A 20,628-nucleotide genomic window follows, 5' to 3' on the forward strand; every position below is an offset into this window, starting at 1 on the left:
ACAGCGATTTGCGCTTCGTGAATCGTTCGGAGGCTGAAGCCGCGGCAATAATTGCCAGCCGGCCGATTGCCTTTTGCAGCACTTTGGCTAAGACGTGCGGCATTCTTCAGATCAATCGAGGACATCGCAAATGACCGCCATCATCGACATTGTCGGGCGTGAAATCCTGGACAGCCGTGGAAATCCGACCGTCGAGGTCGATGTCATTCTCGAAGATGGCTCGATGGGCCGCGCGGCGGTGCCATCGGGTGCTTCGACCGGCGCCCACGAGGCCGTCGAACTGCGCGACGGCGGTGCCCGCTATCTCGGCAAGGGTGTGCTCAGGGCCGTCGAAGCGGTGAACGGCGAACTGTTCGAGGCGATCGGCGGCATGGAAGCCGAAAACCAGATCCATATCGACCAGACCATGATCGAGCTTGACGGCACGCCCAATAAGAGCCGGCTTGGCGCCAACGCCATTCTCGGTGTGTCGCTGGCGGTGGCCAAGGCGGCCGCTGATGCCGCCGGCCTGCCGCTGTACCGTTATGTCGGTGGCACCAAGGCGCATCTCCTGCCGGTACCGATGATGAACATCATCAATGGTGGCGCGCATGCCGACAACCCGATCGATTTCCAGGAATTCATGATCCTGCCGATCGGCGCGCCGACGCTGCGCGAAGGTGTACGCTGGGGTTCGGAAATCTTCCATACGCTGCGCAAGAAGCTGAAGGATGCCGGCCACAACACCAATGTCGGCGACGAGGGCGGCTTTGCCCCGAACCTGAAAAGCGCCCCGGTGGCGCTCGATTTCATCATGGAATCGATCGAGCAGGCCGGCTTCAAGCCGGGCGACGAGATCGCGCTCGGCCTCGATTGCGCCGCGACCGAGTTCTTCAAGGACGGCAACTACGTCTATGAGGGCGAGAAGAAGACGCGCGATCCCAAGGCCCAGGCCAAATACCTGGCCAAGCTTGCCGCCGACTATCCGATCATCTCGATCGAGGACGGCTTGGCCGAGGACGATTGGGAAGGCTGGAAGTACCTGACCGACCTGATCGGCAAGAAGACGCAGCTGGTCGGCGACGATTTGTTCGTCACCAACACGGCGCGGCTACGCGACGGCATCCGCATGGGCGTTGCCAATTCGATCCTGGTCAAGGTCAACCAGATCGGCTCGTTGACGGAAACGCTCGACGCCGTCGAGACCGCGCACAAGGCCGGCTACACCGCCGTCATGTCGCACCGCTCGGGCGAAACCGAGGATTCGACCATCGCCGATCTCGCGGTTGCCACCAATTGCGGACAGATCAAGACCGGCTCGCTGTCGCGCTCCGACCGCATGGCCAAGTACAACCAGCTGATCCGCATCGAGGAAGAACTCGGCAAGCAGGCAAGCTATGCCGGCAAGTCGGTGATCAAGGGCTGATCCGGAAAACACTCGGATATCGGATGAAAGGGCGGGAGCATTCCCGCCTTTTTTCATTTCGGTTCGCCAAACCGGTCACCTGTAACCGTCCGTTAAGCACAATCGGGCGAAAAAGATCGTGAGCCGCCTGAGTTCGCGGGCTAGAGCCGGATGATTTCAGGTCTGTTCGACCTGAAGTCTGAATCCGACTCAAATCAAAGAGATAGAGCATGTTGTCGTCCGAAAACCGCTTCACACATTTCGGCATCACGCTCTAGAGGAACCGGGCGATGTGGACGCGTCAGCACAAGCAGAGAAACACCGGCCGGCTGATCATTCCCTCGCTTTGCGTGGTGTTCCTGGCCTATTTCGGCTTTCATGCCTATCACGGCGAATTCGGCATCTATTCGAAATATCAGCTGGAAGCCCAGACGGTTGCGCTGCAAGGCCAGCTCGATGCGATCAAGGCGCGCCGCATGGAACTCGAGCGCCGCGTTCGGCTGATGCATGAAGGCACGCTCGAGAAGGACATGCTCGATGAGCAGGCACGCAAGGCGCTCAATCTGTCCCAAGCCGATGAAATCACCATTATGTTGCCGACCTCGGTGAAATAACTGATTTCCAGTTAATCGCCAATATTTTCAACGATTTTAATTGCTTAGGCGCATGCCAGCTATGCAAATTCGGCATGGCGCAACGCTTTGACGCGTGTTAGCCTCCCTAAAATCGGTGGGGAGGAGCTGATCTCCCCAGAGCAGATTTCATCCTGCTCTAATGTCCACGAAGAGACGCCAACAGGGAGTGATGCATGGCCACCGCAGCCAGAAAAGCGCCTGCCAAATCCAAATCCGACGGCAAATCGGGGCTTTCCGCCCCCAAGCCCGCCGAGTTCACCAAGGATGAAGAGCTTGCCGCCTACCGGCACATGCTGCTCATCCGTCGTTTCGAGGAAAAGGCCGGCCAGCTTTACGGCATGGGTTTCATCGGCGGCTTCTGTCACCTCTATATCGGCCAGGAAGCGGTCGTCACCGGCATGAAGATGGCGCTGATCGACGGCGATCAGATGATCACCGCCTATCGCGACCACGGCCACATGCTGGCGATGGAGCTGTCGCCGCGCGGCGTCATGGCCGAGCTGACCGGGCGTCGGGGCGGCTTGTCCCGGGGCAAGGGCGGCTCCATGCACATGTTCTCCAAGGAAAAGCACTTTTACGGCGGCCACGGCATCGTCGGTGCGCAGGTGTCTCTTGGTACTGGTCTCGCCTTTGCCAACCGCTACCGCGACAACAACAATGTCTCGCTGACCTATTTCGGCGACGGCGCGGCCAACCAGGGCCAGGTCTATGAAAGCTTCAACATGGCCTCGCTGTGGAAGCTGCCGGTGATCTACATCATCGAGAACAACCGCTATGCGATGGGCACCTCGGTGTCGCGCTCTTCGGCGGAAACCAACTTTTCGCATCGTGGTGCCTCGTTCAAGATCCCGGGCATCCAGGTCGACGGCATGGACGTGCGCGCTGTCAAGGCTGCCGCCGACCAGGCGACCGAATGGTGCCGCGCCGGCAACGGGCCGATCATTCTCGAAATGCAGACCTACCGCTACCGCGGTCACTCGATGTCCGATCCGGCAAAATACCGCTCCAAGGAAGAAGTGCAGAAGATGCGCTCGGACCATGACCCGATCGAGCAGGTCAAGGCACGGCTGATGGAAAAGAAGTGGGCGACCGAGGACGAGCTCAAGACCATCGACAAGGAGGTCCGCGACATCGTCGCCGACGCCGCCGAATTTGCCCAGAACGACGCGGAGCCGGATCCGTCCGAGCTCTGGACCGATATCGTATTGTAACGGGAGGGCAAGGACATGCCGATCGAAATTCTCATGCCCGCTCTCTCGCCGACCATGGAAGAGGGCAATCTTTCCAAGTGGTTGAAGAACGAGGGCGACAAGGTCGTCGCCGGCGACGTTATCGCCGAGATCGAGACCGACAAGGCGACGATGGAAGTCGAAGCTGTTGACGAAGGCACGCTGGGCAAGATCCTGATCGCCGCCGGTACCGAAGGCGTCAAGGTCAACACACCGATCGCCGTGCTGCTGCAGGACGGCGAAAGTGCCGGGGATATCGGCAAGTCTGCGGCGCCCGCCAAGGCGGAAGCACCTGCAAAGGCAGAGGCTCCGGCCGCAGCAGAGGACAAGGCGGAGGCCACAAAGCCGGCCGCCGCACCGGTGGCTGCCGCCCCGAAGACGGAGATCGCCGCCGATCCGGACATTCCGGCCGGCACGGAGATGGTCTCCACCACGGTGCGCGAAGCGCTGCGCGATGCGATGGCCGAGGAAATGCGCCGCGACGGCGATGTCTTCGTCATGGGCGAGGAGGTTGCCGAATACCAGGGCGCCTACAAGATCACGCAGGGCCTGCTGCAGGAATTCGGGCCGCGGCGCGTCGTCGATACGCCGATCACCGAGCATGGCTTTGCCGGCGTTGGCGTGGGTGCGGCGATGGCCGGCCTGAAGCCGATCGTCGAGTTCATGACCTTCAACTTCGCCATGCAGGCGATCGACCAGATCATCAACTCGGCCGCCAAGACGCTCTATATGTCCGGCGGCCAGATGGGCGCGCCGATCGTGTTCCGTGGACCGAACGGTGCCGCCGCACGCGTCGCTGCCCAGCACTCGCAGTGCTATGCCGCCTGGTACAGCCACATTCCGGGCCTGAAAGTGGTGATGCCCTACACCGCCGCTGACGCCAAGGGCTTGCTGAAGGCAGCGATCCGCGATCCGAACCCAATCATCTTCCTCGAGAATGAAATCCTTTACGGTCAGTCCTTCGACGTGCCGAAGCTGGACGATTTCGTGTTGCCGATCGGCAAGGCGCGCATCCATAAATCAGGCAAGGATGTCACCATCGTCTCCTTCGGCATCGGCATGACCTATGCGGTCAAGGCTGAAGCGGAACTGCGTGGCCTTGGCATCGATGCCGAGATCATCGACTTGCGCACGATCCGGCCGCTCGATCTCGACACCATCATCGCCTCGGTCAAGAAGACCAACCGCCTGGTGGTGGTGGAGGAAGGTTATCCGCAGAACTCGGTCGGCGACCATATCGCCAACCAGGTGTCGCAGCGCGCCTTCGACTTTCTGGACGCGCCGGTCATCACCATCGCCGGCAAGGATGTGCCGATGCCTTATGCGGCCAACCTCGAGAAGCTGGCGTTGCCGAATGTCGGCGAAGTCATCGAGGCGGTCAAAGCCGTCACGTATCGCTGAACCGGGCGGGAGGACAAAATGCCAATCAACATCACCATGCCGGCCCTGTCGCCCACGATGGAAGAGGGCAATCTGTCCAAGTGGCTCGTCAAGGAAGGCGACAAGGTTTCGCCGGGCGATGTCATTGCCGAGATCGAGACCGACAAGGCGACGATGGAAGTCGAAGCTGTCGATGAGGGCACGGTTGCAAAGCTCGTCGTTCCCGCCGGCACCGAGGGCGTCAAGGTCAATGCGCTGATCGCCGTGCTCGCCGGAGAGGGCGAGGATGCAGGCGCCGTCGCGAAAAGCGGTGGCGGTGCCGCACCAGCGAAAGCCGAGGCGCCGAAAGCGGAGGAGCCCAAGGCTGACGCACCAAAGGCGGAAGCATCAAAGGCGGAAGCATCAAAGGCGGAACCGGTCGCGACCGCACCCAAGGCAGAGGCGGCTCCAGTTGCCAATGGTCATGCGGCCGGCGAGCGCACCTTCGCCTCGCCGCTCGCACGTCGCATCGCCAGGGAAGCCGGCGTCGATGTGTCTGCCGTGACCGGCACCGGCCCGCATGGCCGCGTCGTCAAGGCAGATATCGACGCCGCGATTGCCGGTGGCGGCGCCAAGCCTGCCGCCAAGGCAGCACCCGCCGGGGCTCCGGCAACTGCTCCTGCTGTGAAGGCGATGTCCGACGATCAGGTGCTGAAGCTGTTCGAGGCTGGCTCCTACGATCTCGTCCCGCATGACAATATGCGCAAGACCATTGCGCGCCGGCTGGTCGAGGCCAAGACGACCATCCCGCATTTCTACCTGACGCTCGACTGCGAACTCGATGCGCTGTTGGCGCTGCGCACGCAGATCAATGCGGCAGCGCCAGTGAAGAAGACCGACAAGGGCGAGGCGCCGGCCTACAAGCTGTCGGTCAACGACATGGTGATCAAGGCAATGGCCATGGCGCTGAAGGCGGTGCCGGATGCCAATGCCTCATGGACCGAAAGCGCCATGGTCAAGCACAAGCACGCCGATGTCGGTGTTGCCGTGTCGATCCCCGGTGGGCTGATCACGCCGATTATCCGCAAGGCCGACGAAAAGACGCTGTCCACCATCTCCAACGAGATGAAGGATCTGGCCAGCCGTGCACGCAGCCGCAAGCTGAAGCCGGAAGAGTATCAGGGCGGCACCACGGCGGTGTCCAACCTCGGCATGTTCGGCATCAAGGACTTTGCCGCCGTCATCAACCCGCCGCATGCGACCATCCTGGCCGTCGGTGCGGGCGAAGAGCGGGCAGTGGTCAAGAATGGCGAGATCAAGATCGCGACCGTGATGTCGGTGACGCTGTCGACCGATCATCGCGCCGTCGACGGTGCGCTGGGGGCTGAACTGCTGGTCGCCTTCAAGCGGCTGATCGAAAACCCGATGGGCATGCTGGTTTAGGACAGGAGAGGGCGGTGCGGATATTCTTCACCTCCCTCATGGCGTTTTTCCTGTCAGGATTGGCAGGCGGCCTGGTTGCTCAACAGCTGGCGGTCGCAACCCATGCGCAGGAAGAATACATTCTGGTGTTCATGACATCGGTGCTTGTCACCATTGTCGCGACGATCGTGTTTTTCATCGCGCAGCTTTTTTCGAACGCACCGACGATCATCAACTGGCTGGGCCTCTGCGCAATTGTCCTGTTCGTGCTGATCGGGCTCGGCCTGATCGGTTGGACGTTCTCTCAGCCGGTCGATAAGCGCCAGTGGGGCGGTGACATGCCGATCGTCGCCGGCTTGGTTTTGCCGAACCTGATCACTGTGCTGGTTCACTGGCTGTTCGTGCGCTGGCGGGTGGGACGCGGTTTGGTCAAGGCACAGGTGGGCGCATGAAGACGGTTCTTTGCTACGGCGACTCGCTGACCTGGGGCTACAACGCCGAAGGTGGTCGTCACCCGCTGGAAGACCGCTGGCCAAGCGTGTTGCAGGCCGGACTCGGCGTCGCCGTGCAAGTGATAGCCGATGGCCTCAATGGCCGCACCACCGCCTTCGACGACCATCTGGCCGGTGCTGATCGCAATGGCGCCAGACTGCTGCCAACGGTGCTGACGACCCATGCGCCGATCGACCTGATTGTCATCATGCTCGGCGCCAACGACATGAAGCCGTGGATCCACGGCAATCCCGTCGCGGCCAAGCAGGGCATCCAGCGGCTGATCGACATCGTGCGCGGTCACGACTATCCGTTCGACTGGCCGGCGCCGCAGATCCTGATCGTTTCGCCGCCTGTCGTCAGCCGCACCGAAAATGCCGAATTCAAGGAAATGTTTGCCGGCGGCGACGACGCCTCGAAGTTTTTGGCACCGCAATATGCCGCGCTCGCCGATCAGGCCGGCTGCGGCTTCTTCGACGCCGGCAGCGTGGCGCAAACCACACCGCTTGATGGCGTCCACCTCGACGCCGAAAACACGCGAAACATCGGCGAGGCGCTGACACCGGTGGTGCGCGTCATGCTCGAATTATGAATAAGGAGAAAAACCGTGGCTGAGAACTACGACGTCATCATCATCGGCTCCGGCCCCGGCGGCTATGTCACCGCGGTGCGTTCCGCCCAGCTTGGCTTCAAGACGGCGATTGTCGAGCGCGAGCATCTCGGCGGCATCTGCCTCAACTGGGGTTGCATCCCGACCAAGGCGCTGCTGCGCTCGGCCGAGATCATGCATTATTCGGATCACCTGAAGGATTACGGCCTGAAGTTGGACGGCAAGGTCAGCGCCGACACCGCTGCCGTGGTCGACCGCTCGCGAAAAGTCTCGCTGAGGCTCAATGGCGGCGTTGCCTTCCTGATGAAGAAGAACAAGGTCGACGTCATCTGGGGCGAAGCCAAGCTGTCGAAGCCCGGCGAAATCGTCGTGTCCAAGACGGCCAAGAAGCCGATGGAGCCGCAGCCGCCGGTGCCGAAAGGCGTCAAGGGCGAGGGCGCCTACACCGCCAAGCACATCATCCTGGCCACCGGCGCGCGACCACGCGCGCTGCCCGGCATGGAGCCTGACGGCAGACTGATCTGGACCTATTTCGAGGCCATGGTGCCAAAGGAAATGCCGAAGTCGCTATTGGTCATGGGGTCAGGCGCCATCGGCATCGAATTCGCCTCCTTCTACCGCACCATGGGCGCCGATGTGACCGTGGTCGAATTGCTGCCGGCGGTGATGCCGGTCGAGGACGCCGAAGTCTCGAAATTCGCGCAAAAGCAGTTCGAGAAGCAAGGCATGAAGATCATCCTCGAAGCCAAGGTGACCAAGGTTGAGAAGGGTGCGAACTCGGTCACCGCGCATGTCGAGATGAAGGACGGCAAGGTTGAGAAGATCACCGCCGACCGCATGATCTCGGCCGTCGGCGTCCAGGGCAACATCGAGGGCCTCGGGCTCGAGGCGCTCGGCGTGAAGACGGAGCGTGGCTGCGTCGTTATCGATGGTTACGGCAAGACCAATGTGCCGGGCATCTACGCCATCGGCGATGTCGCGGGCCCACCGATGCTCGCCCACAAGGCTGAACATGAGGGCGTCGTTTGCATCGAAAAGATCGCTGATTTTCCCGGCGTGCATGCCACCGACAAGCTGAGGATTCCGGGCTGCACCTACTGCAATCCGCAGGTCGCCTCGGTTGGCCTGACGGAAGCCAAGGCCAAGGCCGAAGGCAAGGACATCCGCGTCGGGCGCTTCCAGTTCGCCGCCAATGGCAAGGCCATCGCGCTGGGCGAGGACCAGGGCTTCATCAAGACCATCTTCGACAAGAAGACCGGCCAGCTGCTCGGTGCGCACATGGTCGGGGCCGAAGTGACCGAACTGATCCAGGGCTTTGTCGTGGCGATGAACCTGGAGACGACCGAGGAAGAGCTGATGCACACCATCTTCCCGCACCCGACGCTGTCGGAGATGATGAAGGAAAGCGTGCTCGACGCCTATGGCCGCGCGCTCAACGCGTGATAGATTGAAAGCGCTGCTACAGATGGAACCCGGCGGCAAGCCAGTTCGTTTGCGGATGCGTTTTCACGCATCACACAAGGAGAAGGCATATGCATTTGAATGGCGTCGGCTGGATAGCAGCCATCATTATCGGCGGTCTGGCAGGCTGGTTCGCCGAAATGTTCATGAAGAGCAACACCGGCATCTTCATGAACATCGTTATGGGTATCGTTGGCGCGGTCGTGCTGAACGCCATTCTGCAGGCTCTCAATTTCGGCCCGTTCGGGGTTGGCTGGATTGCCTATTTGATCACCGGTTTTATCGGAGCGTGCCTGCTGATCTGGGCAGGACGCCTGGTGCGCCGTTAACATCACTGAAGAGCTGCCATGCGAAAAAGGCTGTTGCGGCATGCGCCGCAGCGGCCTTTTTCTTTGCGCCGAAAAGTCCTAAATGAACTTATGACAACGAACGCCTGACTGGCGCTCGCCAATGAACCAGGTTTCCCGATGGTCACTGTCCTCGATACGATCGCCAACGCACCGCGCCTGCGGCATCCGGAAAAGGCGCACAAGCCCGACCAGGATGTGCTGCGCAAGCCCGACTGGATCCGCGTCAAGGCGCCGATGTCGAAGGGCTATGCCGAAACGCGCGAAATCGTCAAGTCGCACAAGCTGGTGACGGTCTGTGAAGAGGCCGGCTGTCCCAACATCGGCGAGTGCTGGGAAAAGAAGCACGCCACCTTCATGATCATGGGCGAGATCTGCACCCGCGCCTGCGCCTTCTGCAATGTCGCCACAGGCATTCCTACCGCTCTTGACCCGGATGAACCGGCCCGTGTCGCACACGCGGTCAAGCAGATGGGCCTTACCCATGTGGTCATCACCTCGGTCGACCGCGACGATCTCGCCGATGGCGGTGCGCAGCATTTTGCCGAGGTCATCCGCGCCATCCGGGCGGCAACGCCGTTGACGACGATCGAAATCCTGACGCCCGACTTCCTGCGCAAGGACGGCGCGCTGGAGATCGTCGTGGCGGCCAAGCCCGACGTCTTCAACCACAATCTGGAGACCGTGCCTTCGAACTATCTGACGGTTCGTCCGGGCGCCCGCTATTTCCACTCGATCCGGCTGTTGCAGCGGGTCAAGGAGCTCGACCCGTCGATCTTCACCAAGTCCGGCATCATGGTGGGGCTGGGCGAAGAACGGAATGAAATCCTGCAGTTGATGGACGATCTGCGTTCGGCCAATGTCGACTTCATGACCATCGGCCAATATTTGCAGCCGTCGAAGAAGCACCATCCGGTGATCCGCTTCGTCACGCCGGAGGAATTCAAGTCCTTCGAGACGATCGGCCGGACCAAGGGTTTCCTGCTGGTGGCGTCTAGCCCGCTGACGCGTTCATCGCATCACGCCGGCGACGATTTCGCCAAGCTGCGCGCGGCACGGGAAGCGATTCTCAAGAAATCAGCTTAATCAGCTGGTTTCATGCCAAAATTCGAAGCCACCCGACGCGTATCCCATACACCCGAGCAGATGTTCGCTTTGGTCGCCGATGTTGAATCCTATCCGCAATTCCTGCCGCTTTGCGAAGCGCTGACGGTTCGCTCGCGCAAGGAGCGTGACGGACGCACCGTTCTCCTTGCCGACATGAGCATCGGCTACAAGGCGATCCGCGAAACCTTCACGACGCAGGTGCTGCTGAAGCCCGACGAGAACACTATCGACGTGAAATACATCGACGGGCCGTTCAAATATCTGAGCAATGTCTGGCGTTTCGAACCCGACGGCGCCGGTTGCGCCGTCCGCTTCTTCATCGACTACGAGTTTAAGAGCCGTATTCTGGGCGCGGTCATGGGGACCATGTTCGACCGCGCCTTCCGCATGTTCGCCGAAGCCTTTGAGAAGCGCGCCGACGTCATCTACGGTGCAAAACCGTCTTGAGGCCCTGCGCATGCTTTTCTGGATAGCGAGCACCGTTGGACTGGCAATCGCCTATCTCTTCGGTACCATGCCCACGGGTCATCTGGCGGGGAAGCTGCTCAAGGGCATCGATATCCGGGAGCATGGCTCCAAATCCACCGGGGCAACGAACGTCTTGCGGGTCTTGGGAAAATGGCCTGCGTTGGTGGTGTTGCTGCTGGATGTGCTGAAAGGCGCGGCGGCGATCGTTTTTGCCCGCTGGTTCTATCCCTGGTTCATCACGTTGCCGTTGGTTACGCCATCGACCCCGCTTGACCTGCAAACCTGGGTGCCTTGGGCTGTTTGCCTGGCCGGAATTGCCGTGTTGTTGGGACATGGCCGTTCGATCTGGCTGAATTTTACAGGTGGCAAATCCGCTGCGACGGGTTGGCGTGTTGCTGGCTCTGTCTTGGCCGGTAGGTGTGGGGGCTGCGGCGGCTTTTGGTGCTGTGCTGGCTACGTCTCGGATAGTTTCCCTGAGTTCGATGGTAGCGGCGTTGACCGCGATCGCCCTCATCTGTGGCCTGGAGCAACCGTTGGCCTATCGGTTGCTGGTGATTGCGGGCAGCATCTACGTGATTGCGCGCCATCGTGCCAACATTCAGCGGCTGCTGGCTGGGACGGAGCCACGCTTAGGGCAAAGCAGCCCGGAATCGAAAACGTAACCGCAATCCAGCTTTCGGGCCCGCCCGCCCAACGTTTTTATAACCCTATCCGAGTGCTTGTAGGCCCAGTTCCAGCGCTTGCCGGACCGTTTCGCGACGAATGAAATCGCGGCCTTTGTCTGCAAAGAGCTGGTGCTCGGCGACAATCGGTCGGCCGTCCAGCGCAACCCCGAACCAGACCAGGCCGACCGGTTTTCCCGCCGAACCGCCGCCAGGCCCGGCAATGCCGGTGACCGCCAGGGTCAGCCCGGCGCGCGAACGGACAAGCGCGCCTGTTGCCATCTCGATCGCCGTCTCGCGCGAAACCGCGCCGTGCGCCTCAAGCGTGGCGGCGGAGACACCGAGCATGTCCATCTTGGCCTCGTTGGAATAGGTGATGAAGCCGCGATCGACCACGGCCGAGGAACCGGCGATGTCGGTGAGCGCGGAGATGATCATGCCGCCGGTGCAGCTTTCCGCCGTTGCTAGCATGATGCCGCGCTTCTGGCAGGCTTGCAGCAGCGCATTTGCCAGCTCGTTGTTGCTCATTCCGGCACCTCGCCGGGAAACACCACGCTGGCGGTGGCAATCGCCGCTATGCCTTCCTCGCGCCCGACAAAGCCGAGCTTCTCATTGGTTGTGGCCTTGATCGAGATGCGATCCGGCGTAATCGCCAGCATCTGAGAAAGGGCTGCGGTCATGGCCTCGCGATGCGGCCCGACGCGCGGCGCTTCGCAGATCAGCGTGATGTCGGCATTGGCGATGCGGCCGCCGCGCGCGCGCACCAGCCTTGCCGCATGCTCGACGAATATGCGCGACGCAGCACCTTTCCACTGCGGGTCGGACGGCGGGAAATGCGTGCCGATGTCGCCTGCGCCGCAAGTCGCCAGCAGCGCATCGGTCAAGGCGTGCAGACCGACATCGGCGTCGGAATGGCCGGACAGCTTCTTGTCGTGCGCTATGGCGACGCCACACAGCGTGACATGGTCTCCCGGTTCGAAGGCGTGGACGTCGTAGCCATTGCCGGTACGGATATCGGGAAAGCGCACGCGTTCGCCGGAAAGCCGCTGGTCCGCCATCGCAATATCCCGTGCCCAGGTGAGTTTGACATTGTCCGGCGAGCCCGGAACGATCTTGACCGGAATATGCGCCCATTCGGCGATCGCGGCATCGTCGGTAAAATCCACTTTTCCCAGATGATGGGCTTTCTCGTGCGCAGCAAGAATGGGCCAGAACGGAAAGCCTTGTGGCGTTTGCGCCGCGTGAAGCCCGCTGCGCGATACGGTTTCGCCAACCACGCCGGAGGCCGATTCGCGCTTCAGCGTGTCGGCGACGGGCAAAGCGGGCAACGCGCCCTCGCGCTCGCCGATGGCGGCGATGGTGCGATCTATCAGGTCCGCATCGACAAACGGGCGGACGGCGTCGTGGATCAGAACCTGCGCCGGCGCGTGGCCTCTAAGGGCAAGCAGGCCGAGCCGGACGGATTCCTGCCTCGTCGCCCCGCCCATGATGGCGGTGACGCGCTCTACATTGGCGCCCGCCGCCTGCCGGAACAGCTCGTGGTCATCGGCATGAATGGCGACGACGATCTCGCTGGTCCGCGGGTGGGCCAGAAAAATGTCCAGCGTGTGTGCAATGACGGCAAAGCCGCCAATGTGTTGATATTGCTTCGGTCCGTTGGCCTGTCCGGCGCGCGCGCCACGGCCGGCCGCAACGATCACCACCGCGACCTTGCCATCCGCATCCGAAACGTGATTTTGACTTGCGTCAGTCATGCCCGTTTGGTCCTAGCGCACGATCCCGAAAAGTGTAATCGGTTTTCGGAAAGATCGTGCGCTAAGTATGAAATTCCAAAGCGTCCTTGCGCGTCCCGAGGGACGTGCGGCGCTTTCGTCGCGGCCAAAGCCGAAGGCCAGCATTTTCCCAATTGCGCCTTGATGTGGCGTCATTCCGCGTTGCACATTGCGCCAGTTCTGGCTAGAGAATGTGCAACGAATGAAGATGCTTGGTTTTTGTGCATGGTTAACTTGACCAAATTGCCTGACTTGACCAAATTGGCAGGGCCGCTCGATGTCGGTGGTGTGAGAATCCGCAATCGCGTGTTCCTCGCACCGATGTCGGGGATTACGGACGAGCCGTTCCGGCAGCGTGCCCACGCGCATGGAGCGGGCCTGGTCGTGTCCGAAATGGTTGCCAGCGGAGAGCTCGCCAAGGGCAGGGCCGGTTTCAACCTGCGCATACGCCACTCCGGCCTGCCCGTCCATATGGTTCAGCTAGCAGGCCGCGAGGCGGTGCACATGGCCGAAGGCGCGCGTATAGCCGCCGGCGAGGGCGCTGACATCATTGACATCAACATGGGCTGCCCGGCCAAGAAGGTCACCGGCGGCTATGCCGGCTCGGCATTGATGCTGGATCTCGACCATGCACTGTCGCTGATCGACGCGGTGGTCGGCGCGGTCGAGGTGCCGGTGACGGTCAAGATGCGGCTTGGCTGGGACGAAGGCGCGCTCAACGCGCCGATGCTGGCGCGCCGCGCCGAGCAGGCCGGTGTCAGCATGGTGACCGTGCACGGCCGCACGCGCTGCCAGTTCTACCAGGGCAAGGCCGACTGGCGCGCCATCGCCCGCGTCAAGGAAGCCGTGTCCATCCCGGTCGTCGCCAATGGTGACGTCTCTTCGCCGGCGGAAGCGGCCGACATTCTCGATCAATCGGGTGCCGACGCCGTGATGATCGGCCGTGCCCATTATGGCGCGCCCTGGATCGCAGGCGGCATTGCGGCCGCGGCGACCGGCGAGGCGACGCCAAACATGCCACGGGACTCGACGGCGCTCGCCGACTACATCGTGGCCCACTATGAGGACATGCTGGCGCTCTACGGCGCCGAAAGCGGCCTGCGCCAGGCGCGCAAGCATCTTGGCTGGTATCTTGATCGGCATGCCGGCGGCGTCGCCGACGACAGCCGAAAGGCTATACTGACCGCATTCGAACCCGCGCGCGTCATTGCCTTGCTGCGCGATGCGTTTTCGCGCGATCCGCAACCCTTGAACCTGCGGAGCGCCGCATGAACGCCGCCGCCGGCCAGGGCGCCGAAATGGCGGATGCCGCCCAAATCGTGCTCAACACCATCCGCCGCCCGGTGATCATGATCAGCGAGGAGGGGTTCATCACCTTCGCCAACGCCGACGCGGAAGACTTCTTTCGTTCGAGCGCGACCATGCTCGCCCGCAACACGCTGTCAAAACTCATTCCCTTCGGCAGCCCGCTGCTGACACTGGTGGACCAGGTGCGCGAGCGCCGGGCCCCGGTCAACGAGTACCGCGTCGATGTGTCGTCGCCGCGGCTCGGCATCGAGAAGGTCGTCGATCTCTACGTCGCGCCGGTACCGGAATTTCCGGGCTCGGTGGTGGTTATGTTCCAGGAACGGTCGATGGCCGACAAGATCGACCGGCAGATGACGCATCGGGGTGCCGCACGTTCGGTGACCGGTCTGGCGGCAATGCTTGCCCATGAGATCAAGAACCCGCTCTCAGGCATCCGCGGCGCTGCCCAGCTGCTCGAACTGTCGGCTTCCGACGAAGACCGCGCGCTGACGCGGCTGATCACCGACGAGACCGACCGCATCGTGTCGCTGGTCGATCGCATGGAGGTGTTTTCCGACGAGCGGCCGATCGACCGCTACCCCGTCAACATCCATGTCGTTCTCGACCATGTGAAGGCGATCGCCAAGAACGGTTTTGCCAAGAGAATCAAGATATTGGAGGATTATGATCCTTCGTTGCCTCCGGTGTTTGCCAACCGCGACCAGTTGATCCAGGTGTTCCTCAACCTGGTCAAGAACGCCGCCGAGGCGATCGGCAGCGACCCGCAGGGCGAGATCGTGCTGTCGACCGCCTTCCGGCCAGGCATCCGTGTTTCCGTTCCGGGCACGCAGGACCGCGTGTCGCTGCCGCTGGAATTCTGCGTGCGCGACAATGGCTCCGGCGTCTCCGAAGACATCTTGCCGATCCTGTTCGACCCGTTCATCACCACCAAGCCGAACGGCTCCGGGTTGGGTCTTGCGCTGGTCGCCAAGATCGTCGGCGAGCATGGCGGCATCATCGAATGCGAATCGACGCCGCGCGGCACCACATTCCGCATCCTGATGCCGGCCTGGAAAGAAGCGCCAAACGGCGCCGATGATGACGGTGAAGGAGACCGCAAATGACCGTTCGCGGCAATATTCTCGTCGCCGACGACGACGCGGCGATCCGTACCGTCCTCAACCAGGCGCTTTCGCGCGCCGGCCACGAGGTGCGCGTCACCTCCAATGCTTCGACTTTGTGGCGCTGGGTGGCGGCGGGCGAGGGCGACCTTGTCATCACCGATGTGGTCATGCCGGACGAGAACGCCTTCGACATGCTGCCGCGCATCAAGAAGGCGCGGCCGGAGCTGCCGGTCATCGTCATGAGCGCCCAGAACACCTTCATGACGGCCATCCGCGCGTCCGAAACCGGCGCCTATGAATATCTGCCGAAGCCGTTCGACTTGACCGAGCTGCTCAACATCGTCAACCGCGCGCTTTCCGAGCCGCGGCGGCCGAAGATCGATCCGCGGCCTGAAGAACAGCCAGACGCGATGCCGTTGGTCGGCCGTTCGGCGGCCATGCAGGACATCTACCGCATGCTGGCGCGCATGATGCAGACCGACCTGACGGTGATGATCTCGGGCGAATCCGGTACCGGCAAGGAGCTGGTGGCGCGCGCGCTGCATGAATATGGCCGCCGCCGCGGCGGCCCCTTCGTCGCCATCAATATGGCGGCGATCCCGCGCGACCTGATCGAATCGGAACTGTTCGGTCACGAGAAGGGTGCCTTCACCGGCGCACAGAATCGCTCGACCGGGCGCTTCGAGCAGGCTGAAGGCGGCACGCTGTTCCTCGACGAAATCGGCGACATGCCGATGGAGGCGCAGACGCGGCTGCTGCGCGTGCTCCAACAGGGCGAATACACGACGGTTGGCGGACGCACGCCGATCAAGACCGACGTGCGCATCGTCGCCGCCACCAACAAGGATCTGCGCACGCTGATCAACCAGGGGCTTTTCCGCGAGGATCTTTTCTATCGCCTCAATGTCGTGCCGCTCCGGCTGCCAGCGCTGCGCGAGCGCTCCGAGGACGTGCCGGACCTCGTCCGCCACTTCTTCAAGCTCGGCGAAATGGAAGGCCTACAGACCAAGCGCATTTCTTCCGGCGGCATCGAGTTGATGAAGCGCTATCCGTGGCCAGGCAATGTTCGCGAACTGGAAAACCTGGTTCGCAGGCTTGCCGCGCTCTATTCGCAGGACGAAATTTCCGCCGAGATCATCGAGGCCGAGCTGAAGACCGGCGAGCGCCCCGTAGTGCCGGGAGGCGGTAACCTCATTCCCGACGATTTGTCGATTGGCCAGGCGGTCGAGCATTTCCTGCAGCGCTATTTCGCGTCGTTTGCCGGCGACTTGCCTCCTGCCGGGCTCTATCAGCGAATCCTGTCCGAGGTCGAGTTTCCGCTTGTCCTGGCCTCGATGACGGCAACGCGTGGCAACCAGATCAAGGCTGCGGAACTGCTGGGCTTGAACCGCAACACGCTGCGCAAGAAGATTCGCGAGCTCGGCGTCAACGTCTACAAATCATCGCGGCAGGGCTGAGCCTTGATCTGAGCCCGCGCTCTTTTCAGGGGATCGGCTCGCGAAAGATTTCCGTCTCGGTCACACTTGTTGCATAATCGCCACAATGCGTTGCATACATCCGACGCAATCATGGCTCTAGACGGCGACATGGCTCCGCAGGCACCGACAACAAACCAACCGCTTTTCAGCGAACCCGGCGCTCGTGACGGGCGCCGGCTGCTTGCGCTGCCAGGCGTGATCGCGGTCGTCGGCGCGCTGATGACGGCGGCGATCTCGTTCGCCATCCTCGTTGGCGCCACGCCGATCACACCGAACGAGTCGACTACGCTGGCGTTGATTGCCCTCAACACGGCTTTCGTCCTGTTTCTTATCGCGCTGGTCGGGCGTGAGGTGCACCGCATCCTGATGGCGCGCCGGCATGGCAAGGCCGCTTCGCGGCTGCATGTGCGCATTGTCGCCATGTTCGCCCTGGTTGCCGCCATTCCAGCCATCATGGTGGCCATCATCGCGTCGATCACGCTCGACATCGGCCTCGACCGCTGGTTCGAGATCCGCACCAAGACGATCGTCAATTCATCGCTGTCGATCGCCGACGCCTATGTCCAGGAAAATGCCCGCAACCTCCAGGGCACGACGCTGTCCATGGCCTATGATCTCGATGCGTCGCGCACGCTCTACGGCCTTGATCGTACCGGCTTTCTCGACCTGATGAACAAGGAAGCCGTGGGCCGTTCGCTGGCCCATGCGGCGCTGATCAAGCCGGACGGCTCTTTCGTCATGAGCGCCAAGACCGATACGGATTTCGCCATGCCCGAGCCGCCGGAAGGCGCGGTGGCCAGCGCTACCGACGGCAAGCCGGTGCTGATCGAACCGAAAACGCGCAACATCATGGGTGCCATCGTCAAGCTGCGGGAGATCGAAGGACTCTACCTCTACACCATTCGGCTCGTCGACCCCGAAGTGATCAAGGCAAGGCAGATCGTCAGGTCCAACACCGACGAATATCGGGGGCTGGAAGATAACCGCCGTACCTCTCAGGTGGCCTTCGCGCTGCCCTATCTGTCGTTGACGCTCATCATTATCCTGTCCGCGATCTGGACCGGCATTGCGGTCGCCGACCGTCTGGTGCGGCCCATTCGCCAGCTCATCGGCGCCGCCGACGAGGTCGCGACCGGCAATCTCGACGTCGCGGTTCCCGTCAGGCCTTCGGACGGCGATGTCGCGTCGCTCGGCGATACGTTCAACAAGATGCTTCTCGAACTGAAATCGCAGCGCAATGAGATCCTGTCCGCCAAGGACCTGATCGATGAGAGGCGCCGCTTCTCGGAAGCCGTGCTTGCCGGCGTTACCGCCGGCGTCATCGGCGTCGATCCCTACGGCATCGTCACCATCGTCAACCGCTCGGCCGAGGCGATGCTGGCGATTTCGGCCAGCGCAGCCCTTGGGCAGAATCTTTCCGCCGTGCTGCCGCATGTCGGCCGCGTCTTCGAGATCGGCCGCAAGTCCGGCAAACCCGTCTATCGTGAGCAGGTGACCTTTTACCGCGCCGGTGCCGAGCGGACCTTCAACGTGCAGATCACGATCGAGGCCGGCGACGACGGCTCGGAGGAAAAATCCTATGTGGTGACGGTCGACGACATCACCGACCTGGTTCAGGCGCAGCGCTCGTCGGCCTGGGCGGACGTGGCGCGGCGTATCGCCCACGAGATCAAGAACCCGCTGACGCCGATCCAGCTCTCGGCCGAACGTATCAAGCGCCGTTACGGCAAGGTGATTACCGAGGACCGCGAGGTTTTCGACCAATGCACCGACACCATCATCCGTCAGGTTGAGGATATCGGCCGTATGGTGGACGAATTCTCGGCGTTCGCGCGCATGCCAAAGCCCGAGATGAAGGCGATAGATCTGCGCGAATCGCTGCGTGAGGCCTCGTTCCTGGTCGAGGTCAGCCGCGCCGACATCACTTTCGAGCGGATTTTCGGCACGGAGCCGCTAAAGGGCACTTTCGACAGCCGCTTGATGGCGCAGGCTTTCGGCAATGTGATCAAGAACGCCGCCGAGGCCATCGACGGATTGGAACAGAAGGACGGTTCGCACGGCATAATCCGGATTCAAGCCGGGCGCCAGAATGGTGCGATTCGAATCGACGTCATCGACAATGGCAAAGGCCTGCCGCGCGAGAATCGCCAACGGCTGCTCGAGCCCTACATGACCACACGCGAGAAGGGCACCGGACTTGGCCTCGCTATCGTCAAGAAGATCGTGGAGGACCATGGCGGCAGGCTGGAACTACACGATGCTCCAGCGGACTTCCACGATGGGCGCGGCGCGATGATCAGCATCATCCTGCCGCCTGCGGCCGCAACGGCTCCGCGCGGCGAAAGCAGGGCGGAAAACGAAAGAGAAACTGAAAAGGTCGGTAATGGCGTCTGATATTCTCATCGTCGATGACGAGGAAGACATCCGTGAACTCGTCGCGGGCATACTGAGCGACGAAGGTCACGAAACCCGCACGGCATTCGATGCCGACAGCGCGCTCGCTGCTATAGCTGATCGCGCGCCGCGGCTGATTTTCCTCGATATCTGGCTGCAGGGCTCGCGCCTGGACGGGCTGGCGCTGCTCGACGAGATCAAGACCATGCATCCGACCTTGCCGGTGGTGATGATTTCCGGCCACGGCAACATCGAAACGGCGGTCTCCGCCATCCGCCGCGGCGCCTATGACTTCATCGAAAAACCGTTCAAGGCCGACAGGCTGATCCTTATTGCCGAGCGTGCGCTGGAGACCTCGAAATTGCGGCGCGAGGTTTCCGACCTCAAGCTGCGCAGCGGCGAAACCTTCGATCTGATCGGCATGTCGTCGGCGATGAGCCAGTTGCGCCAGACCATCGAACGCGTAGCGCCGACCAACAGCCGCGTGATGATCATCGGACCGTCTGGCTCGGGCAAGGAACTGGCCGCGCGCGCCATCCACACGCTGTCGGCGCGCAAGAGCGCACCTTTCGTGACGCTGAGCGCCGCCAACATCACGCCCGAGCGCATGGAGATCGAGCTGTTCGGCACCGAATCGAATGGCGTCGAGCGCAAGGTCGGGGCGCTGGAGGAGGCCCATCGCGGTATCCTCTACATCGACGAGGTGGCCGACATGCCGCGCGAGACGCAGAACAAGATCCTGCGCGTGCTGGTCGAGCAGCAGTTCGAGCGGGTAGGGGGAACCAAGCGGGTCAAGGTCGATGTCCGCATCATCTCCTCGACCTCGCAGAACCTCGAAGCGATGATTGCCGACGGGCGTTTTCGCGAGGATCTTTACCATCGCCTCGCGGTGGTTCCGGTCATCGTGCCGGGATTGGCCGAGCGGCGCGAGGATATTCCCTACCTCGTCGATAATTTCATGAAGCAGATCGCCCGCCAGGCCGGCATCAAGCCGCGCCGCATCGGCGACGACGCGCTGGCCGTGCTGCAGGCGCACAACTGGCCGGGCAACGTTCGCCAGCTGCGCAACAATGTCGAGCGCCTGATGATCCTTGCGCGCGGCGACGACGTCGATGCGCCGATCACCGCCGACCTGTTGCCGGCCGAGATCGGCGATGTCATGCCGCGCACGCCGAATCAATCCGACCAGCACATCATGGCGCTGCCGTTGCGCGAAGCGCGTGAGCAGTTCGAGAAGGATTACCTGATCGCCCAGATCAACCGGTTCGGCGGCAACATCTCGAAGACCGCCGAGTTCATCGGCATGGAGCGCTCCGCTCTGCATCGCAAGCTGAAGTCGCTGGGCGTCTGAGCGCGACATATCCAGCCGCCGCGCCCGGGCCGAGCATTTGCCGGTT

The 20,628-nt window shown here is 62.1% G+C and carries 18 protein-coding genes and 1 pseudogene; 17 read left to right on the forward strand and 2 right to left on the reverse strand.

Going from position 1 to position 20,628, the window contains the following annotated elements; all coding sequences use genetic code 11:
- The first annotated feature begins 130 nt into the window (after nt 1–130).
- From eno to plsY, 12 genes and pseudogenes are all read left to right on the forward strand, one after another.
- On the forward strand, nt 131–1,405 hold the full coding sequence (gene eno / locus NKJ00_RS17970; RefSeq protein ID WP_023812044.1) for a phosphopyruvate hydratase: 1,275 nt from the start codon (nt 131–133) through the stop codon (nt 1,403–1,405).
- A gap of 269 nt (nt 1,406–1,674) precedes the next feature.
- Nucleotides 1,675–1,998 (forward strand): FtsB family cell division protein, encoded by a 324-nt coding sequence (locus NKJ00_RS17975; protein ID WP_023812043.1) that lies wholly within the window; start codon nt 1,675–1,677, stop codon nt 1,996–1,998.
- A 194-nt stretch (nt 1,999–2,192) separates the two neighbouring features.
- Nucleotides 2,193–3,230, forward strand: coding sequence for a pyruvate dehydrogenase (acetyl-transferring) E1 component subunit alpha (gene pdhA, locus NKJ00_RS17980; RefSeq protein WP_023812042.1), 1,038 nt, complete (start codon nt 2,193–2,195; stop codon nt 3,228–3,230).
- Nucleotides 3,231–3,245: 15 nt separating this feature from the next.
- Nucleotides 3,246–4,649, forward strand: coding sequence for a pyruvate dehydrogenase complex E1 component subunit beta (locus NKJ00_RS17985; RefSeq protein WP_023812041.1), 1,404 nt, complete (start codon nt 3,246–3,248; stop codon nt 4,647–4,649).
- A gap of 18 nt (nt 4,650–4,667) precedes the next feature.
- Nucleotides 4,668–6,050, forward strand: coding sequence for a pyruvate dehydrogenase complex dihydrolipoamide acetyltransferase (locus NKJ00_RS17990; RefSeq protein ID WP_352630613.1), 1,383 nt, complete (start codon nt 4,668–4,670; stop codon nt 6,048–6,050).
- Nucleotides 6,051–6,064: 14 nt separating this feature from the next.
- A complete protein-coding gene (locus tag NKJ00_RS17995; protein WP_352630615.1) occupies nt 6,065–6,481 on the forward strand; it encodes a hypothetical protein in 417 nt (138 codons plus the stop codon).
- Entirely contained in the window at nt 6,478–7,113 is a 636-nt protein-coding gene (locus NKJ00_RS18000; protein WP_352630617.1) for an SGNH/GDSL hydrolase family protein, read from the forward strand. Before NKJ00_RS17995 ends, NKJ00_RS18000 begins: the two co-directional genes overlap by 4 nt.
- Before the next feature lie 15 nt (nt 7,114–7,128).
- Nucleotides 7,129–8,574, forward strand: coding sequence for a dihydrolipoyl dehydrogenase (gene lpdA, locus NKJ00_RS18005; RefSeq protein ID WP_352630619.1), 1,446 nt, complete (start codon nt 7,129–7,131; stop codon nt 8,572–8,574).
- A gap of 89 nt (nt 8,575–8,663) precedes the next feature.
- Nucleotides 8,664–8,921 carry a GlsB/YeaQ/YmgE family stress response membrane protein gene (locus NKJ00_RS18010; protein WP_023812036.1) on the forward strand — a complete coding sequence of 86 codons (258 nt, stop codon included), beginning with the start codon at nt 8,664–8,666 and terminating at the stop codon, nt 8,919–8,921.
- A gap of 138 nt (nt 8,922–9,059) precedes the next feature.
- Nucleotides 9,060–10,025 (forward strand): lipoyl synthase, encoded by a 966-nt coding sequence (gene lipA, locus NKJ00_RS18015; RefSeq protein ID WP_024505190.1) that lies wholly within the window; start codon nt 9,060–9,062, stop codon nt 10,023–10,025.
- Nucleotides 10,026–10,037: 12 nt separating this feature from the next.
- Nucleotides 10,038–10,493, forward strand: a complete 456-nt coding sequence (locus NKJ00_RS18020; protein WP_352630621.1) for a type II toxin-antitoxin system RatA family toxin — start codon at nt 10,038–10,040, stop codon at nt 10,491–10,493.
- Between the two features lie 10 nt (nt 10,494–10,503).
- Nucleotides 10,504–11,176 (forward strand): annotated as a pseudogene (plsY, locus tag NKJ00_RS18025) (glycerol-3-phosphate 1-O-acyltransferase PlsY).
- Between the two features lie 45 nt (nt 11,177–11,221).
- Here the strand turns inward: plsY and NKJ00_RS18030 are convergent.
- Nucleotides 11,222–11,704, reverse strand: coding sequence for a CinA family protein (locus NKJ00_RS18030; protein WP_352611734.1), 483 nt, complete (start codon nt 11,702–11,704; stop codon nt 11,222–11,224).
- On the reverse strand, nt 11,701–12,930 hold the full coding sequence (locus tag NKJ00_RS18035; protein WP_352630623.1) for a bifunctional 2-C-methyl-D-erythritol 4-phosphate cytidylyltransferase/2-C-methyl-D-erythritol 2,4-cyclodiphosphate synthase: 1,230 nt from the start codon (nt 12,928–12,930) through the stop codon (nt 11,701–11,703). Before NKJ00_RS18035 ends, NKJ00_RS18030 begins: the two co-directional genes overlap by 4 nt.
- 261 nt (nt 12,931–13,191) lie before the next feature.
- Here NKJ00_RS18035 and dusB point away from each other — a divergent pair, with 261 nt between their 5' ends.
- The 5 genes from dusB to ntrX all read left to right on the forward strand — a co-directional run bounded on the left by dusB (nt 13,192) and on the right by ntrX (nt 20,582).
- Nucleotides 13,192–14,220 carry a tRNA dihydrouridine synthase DusB gene (dusB, locus tag NKJ00_RS18040; RefSeq protein WP_128304514.1) on the forward strand — a complete coding sequence of 343 codons (1,029 nt, stop codon included), beginning with the start codon at nt 13,192–13,194 and terminating at the stop codon, nt 14,218–14,220.
- Nucleotides 14,217–15,359 (forward strand): two-component system sensor histidine kinase NtrB, encoded by a 1,143-nt coding sequence (locus NKJ00_RS18045; RefSeq protein WP_023812029.1) that lies wholly within the window; start codon nt 14,217–14,219, stop codon nt 15,357–15,359. Before dusB ends, NKJ00_RS18045 begins: the two co-directional genes overlap by 4 nt.
- Nucleotides 15,356–16,816 carry a nitrogen regulation protein NR(I) gene (gene ntrC / locus NKJ00_RS18050; RefSeq protein ID WP_128304454.1) on the forward strand — a complete coding sequence of 487 codons (1,461 nt, stop codon included), beginning with the start codon at nt 15,356–15,358 and terminating at the stop codon, nt 16,814–16,816. Before NKJ00_RS18045 ends, ntrC begins: the two co-directional genes overlap by 4 nt.
- A gap of 129 nt (nt 16,817–16,945) precedes the next feature.
- Nucleotides 16,946–19,231, forward strand: a complete 2,286-nt coding sequence (locus NKJ00_RS18055; RefSeq protein ID WP_023812027.1) for a sensor histidine kinase NtrY-like — start codon at nt 16,946–16,948, stop codon at nt 19,229–19,231.
- A complete protein-coding gene (gene ntrX, locus NKJ00_RS18060) occupies nt 19,221–20,582 on the forward strand; it encodes a nitrogen assimilation response regulator NtrX (protein ID WP_023812026.1) in 1,362 nt (453 codons plus the stop codon). The genes NKJ00_RS18055 and ntrX overlap by 11 nt, the downstream gene beginning before the upstream one ends.
- The last annotated feature ends 46 nt before the right edge of the window (nt 20,583–20,628 follow it).

The organism is Mesorhizobium sp. M0227, assembly GCF_040321855.1.
GTDB lineage: Bacteria > Pseudomonadota > Alphaproteobacteria > Rhizobiales > Rhizobiaceae > Mesorhizobium.